The following is a 4835-nucleotide window of genomic DNA, read 5'->3' as shown; positions in this document are numbered from 1 at the left end:
ATAACCGCAACCCATATTTTGAGCTTCCTGAGAAAAACCGAATGCTTCTAATCAAAACTGCCATCGACACTTTCTAGTAGAAAAATATTGATTCATTTCCTCAACTTCTCAACTGTAATTTAAAGAAGTTTTTTGACCATTACCAGACTTATTAATAATATAGTTAAACGGGTCGCGCCGTCTCAATTTTAATTTGAGAACTACTTTTTTTCTCTATACAATTATCACAATAACCGCAACCCATATTTTGAGCTTCCTGAGAAAAACCGAATGCTTCTAATCAAAACTGCCATCGACACTTTCTAGTAGAAAAATATTGATTCATTTCCTCAACTTCTCAACTGTAATTTAAAGAAACTTTTTCAGCATTACCAAACTTATTAACAATATAGTTAAACGGGTTGCCCTATCTCAATTTTACAACTACTTTCCTTTTTTGATACAATTATCACAATAACCGCAACCCATATTTTGAGCTTCCTGAGAAAAACCGAATGCTTATAATCAAAACTGCCATCGACATTTTTTAGTAGAAAAATATTGATTCATTTCCTCAACTCCCGAACTATAATTTAAAGAAACTTTTTGACCATTACCAGACTTATTCATAATATAGTTAAACGGGTCGCGCCGTCTCAATTTTAATTTGAGAACTACTTTTTCTTCTTGATACAATTATCACAATGACCGCAACGCATATTTTGAGCTTCCTGAGAAAAACCAAATGCTTGTAATAAAAATTGCCATCGACATTTTTTAGTAGAAAAATATTGATTCATTTCCTCAACTCCCGAACTGTAATTTAAAGAAGCTTTTTGATCACTACCAGACTTATTAATAACATAGTTAAACGGGTCGCGCCATTTCAATTTTCCAGAAGAATGCAAGATAGATAGAGCGATCGCTGCATTAGGAAATTCATCTATTAAACTATCAATATTTCCCGTGGTTGGTAGTTGTTTAATTAATTGTTCTGCTGCTTGATATTGTGACTTTAATTTATCTGCTAAAAATTTTTGTCTTTGTTTATCTTCTGGATCTAACCAACCAGTCGGTTCGCTAATTAAAGTTAAAGCTTCTGCTGGTTTTCCGTCTCTACCTCCCCTACCAACTTCTTGAATATATTCTGATAAAAGTGATGGTGCTTGAAAGTGTATTACCCATCGCACATCTGGTTTATTTATTCCCATTCCAAAAGCAGAAGTGCAGACTACAAAATTTATTTCTCCTCCTATCCAAATTTTCTCAATATGTCGTCTTTCTTCTGCACTTAAACCAGCATGATAAGCTGTAGTTTGATAATTTTTTTCTCGTAATATTTCTGCTAATTTTTCACTGTCTTTTCTGGTTCTCACATAAACTAAACCTGCTTGTTTTTCTCTAGCTTTAATAAAGTTCAATAATTGTTGACGGCGACTTCTAGGAGTACAAATATGTTGAATTTTTAGATGTAAATTATTTCGATAGGGGCTGAGTAAAAATGGTGTTGGGTTTTGTAATTGTAAGGTGGTTTTGATAATTTTTTGTGCTTGAGGATCTGCGGTAGCTGTGAATGCTGCAATAGCAATATTTGTTCCTGGTGGTTTAGATTTTATTAGTGCCGATCTGACTGCTCCTAAACGTCTATAAGCAGGGCGAAATGTTTCTCCCCATTGTACTAAACAGTGTGCTTCATCTAATATTAAACCGTTGATTTTTGTCTGGGGTTGAGATAGTAAATTCCAGATTTTTTGGTTGAATAATGTTTCTGGAGAAAGGTAAAGTAATCTAAATTTATTTTGTTCTAATTTTTGCAGTGTTTGTCGTTTTTTTTGTGGGGTAAGTTGACTGTGGAGGAGAGCAGCAGGTAGGGAGCGAGCGCTTAGTTCTTGTACTTGGTTTTCCATTAGTGCGACTAGGGGGGAAATGACTAATGTTAAGCCTGTTTGTAGCAGGGCGGGAAGTTGAAAGCATATTGATTTTCCACCTCCGGTTGGCATTATTATTAGGGCGTCTTTTCCTGTTAATAAGCAGTTTATTATTTCTCCTTGTGGGGGTCGGAAATCGTCGTATCCCCAGATTTTTTTGAATGTTTCTTTGACTTTATTCCAGGATATTTTTTCGGAGTTTTTCATTTCAATTATCAGCTTTTTCAGTTATAAAAATTTCTACAGTTATCAAGTACATTGACCGAACAATTTTGGTTTCAAGCCTCCCCTTGTAAAGGGATAATAAATAAAAAATTTTATGATTAGTCAATCCTCTTTTTTTCAAGGAGAGGTAATAATTAATTATTCATTATTCATTATTAATTATTAATTATTCATTGTTGAAAATCCCCCTTACAAAGCTATGCCTTACTCACATATTTCTTACAGCGCTTTTCTTTCTTGATGAACCACATCTTCACAAGGAAAACATTGTAGGGACGTTCCATGGAACGTCCCTACAGTGGTCTACTAATTATGAAAACCGCTGTAACAATCTCTGATTCTTATACAGTAATTATTTGATGGTAAGACTTGAAAAAAGTTAACCATGCTCTTAAAAAAAGTTAAGATTTTCGACTGATGCAAGAGGTATATTAATTTTATACTCAATTATTATACCAGATGTTCTATATAAATCTCAATCTAATTTTTCAGTTTATGATAATTTTGTTGTGGTTCAGGCGTTGGCAGAGCAAGTGGGGCAGCTATATCGCTAAGAGGAACTTAGTTTAGATAGCCAATGTACAGAGAGTCTTAAGGGTTAACACTATATGTAGTGCCTTTGCGTAAGTCCTGTTGATAATTAATGGTCTCCTAAACTAATAGGAAAATTATTATTGTCATTTTGATGATTATTATTGTTATCATTATTGAAGTTTATATAGGAACGAATAAGCTGAGTTAGATGAATATAAGTCTGAATATCAATTTGATTTGATAATAACATTTCTCGATATTTCTGCTCGGAGTTTTTCAATTTTTCTCTCATTTGTTGTTGGCATCCTTCCGAAATATTTTGACAGTCATCAATTAATGAAATTGTATTTTGAATATCTTTTCGACGTTGTTTTTCTTGGAATTTTCGAGACCTTTCGGCAATATCTTGTGTCATGTCTTCTAATTTTTCATAAGCTTCTCTAGGCAAATTTCCTTCAACCAACATTAACCGATGTTGCTGTCTTAACTCTTCTACTTCTTTAATAGCTTGAGTAGGATTTGTTTCTACACATAGATTAATTTCATCAAGAGCTAAACGGCTATTTCTAATCAGCTTTCTACACTTTTTCTGACGCCACATTCGCAGTACAAAACCTATGAAACCTGTAAAGATCACAACAATCAAACCAGCTTGTAAATCTTGATTTTCCTCAAAATAACGCACCCAAAATTCTCTGGGATCGCCTTGGTCAAATGCTTGTTGGGCACCAGGATGGAGATAGAGCAATCCATTACGTAATAAGGATTTAGCATCGCCGTGAGCAAGTTCGGGGTAAAATAATGAGTATTTCCGAGAAGACGAAATGATCGACCAAGTTAAAAGAGCGATTTTTTTTCTGCTAACATCGGGGCGAGTTACTAAAGCGGCAGCAGTGGAAATGGTGGGTAAATCTTTTCCAGGTATTGGTGATAGTGGCATATAACTACCCTTGGGAAAGATTGCACTTTGGTATGATTCTGGAAATTGAATGGTTAAATAGTTAATAAAAGAAGTTGTCATTGGAACTAATTTGAGGGTAGGAGGTGTTATTAGTTGAGCTTTCACTTTTTTACTGCCTCCTAATGGACCGACATAAACTAAGGCGTCTATTTCTTTTTGTTTGAGTTTACTAAATCCTTGTCGGAAACCAAGTTCTTCTTCTATGATTTTTAAGTTGGTAGCATTGAATAATCGTTTGGCAGTGAAGTAAATGCCGCTGCGAGGAGTGCCAAAGGCGACTCTTTTTCCTTCAAGATCGCTAAAGGTTTTGATTTCTGAGTCTGATGGTGTAATCAGGTGTAAGTATTCATTGGCAAGAACAGCTATTGCTTGTACTTTTCCGGTTTTCATTGCTTCGCTAGCGACGTCTAATTGAACTAGGGCAAGGTCTGTTTCTTTATTGAGTAAGCGTTCGAGGTTTTCTACGGAACCTTCGGAATTATAGTTATCGTGGATAGACATTTTCCCAACTTCACGAGCGGAATTTACTATTTGTTTGCCGATACGTTGGTAAGCTCCACCGTCGGCACCACTGGAGAGGATGAAGGTGGGGCGTTGGGTTGTGCAGCTAGTTAAGGCGATCGCTGATAATAATATTCCTCCTATTAATTTAGTGAGTTGTTGGCAATGGGAGTATATGCTAGTTGACATTTTGTTAAACCTATTTTCCTGATAATTTGATTGAATTTTATAATTATACCAGGTAGACTGACACAGCTCAAATAGTGCAATATGTAGGTTGGGTTGAGGAACGTTAGCGCAGCTTATCCGAAGGATAAACCCAACAACACCTTAGTGTGGCGCGTCAACCTATTTTCCTGATAATTTGATTGAATTTTATAATTATACCAGGTAGACTGACACAGCTCAAATAGTGCAATAAGCGTAGGTTGGGTTGAGGAACGTTAGCGCAGCTTATCCGAAGGATAAACCCAACAACACCTTAGTGTGGCGCGTCAACCTATTTTCCTGATAATTTGATTGAATTTTATGATTATACCAATTGGACTGACACAGCTCAAATAGTGCAATATGTAGGTTAGGTTGAGGAACGTTAGCGCAGCTTATCCGAAGGATAAACCCAACAACACCTTAGTGTGGCGCGTCAACCTATTTTCCTGATAATTTGATTGAATTTTATGATTATACCAATTGGACTGACACAGCTC

At 35.6% G+C, this 4835-nt stretch carries 3 protein-coding genes; all 3 read right to left on the bottom strand.

Features of this window, described 5'->3' with window-relative positions; translation table 11 throughout:
* Positions 1–504 precede the first annotated feature (504 nt).
* Positions 505–675 carry a hypothetical protein gene (locus F6K40_RS38760; RefSeq protein ID WP_293145187.1) on the bottom strand — a complete coding sequence of 57 codons (171 nt, stop codon included), beginning with the start codon at positions 673–675 and terminating at the stop codon, positions 505–507.
* Positions 654–2114, bottom strand: a complete 1461-nt coding sequence (locus F6K40_RS38755) for a RecQ family ATP-dependent DNA helicase (protein WP_293145185.1) — start codon at positions 2112–2114, stop codon at positions 654–656. The genes F6K40_RS38760 and F6K40_RS38755 overlap by 22 nt, the downstream gene beginning before the upstream one ends.
* A gap of 658 nt (positions 2115–2772) precedes the next feature.
* Complete coding sequence (locus F6K40_RS38750; protein WP_293145182.1) at positions 2773–4317, bottom strand: TAXI family TRAP transporter solute-binding subunit; 1545 nt, start codon at positions 4315–4317, stop codon at positions 2773–2775.
* Between the last annotated feature and the right edge of the window lie 518 nt (positions 4318–4835).

Source organism: Okeania sp. SIO3I5 (assembly GCF_010672085.1).
In the GTDB taxonomy this organism is placed as follows: Bacteria; Cyanobacteriota; Cyanobacteriia; order Cyanobacteriales; family Microcoleaceae; genus Trichodesmium.
The sequence above is the reverse complement of the archived record's forward strand: the minus strand, read 5'-3'. Positions and strand labels throughout refer to the sequence as shown.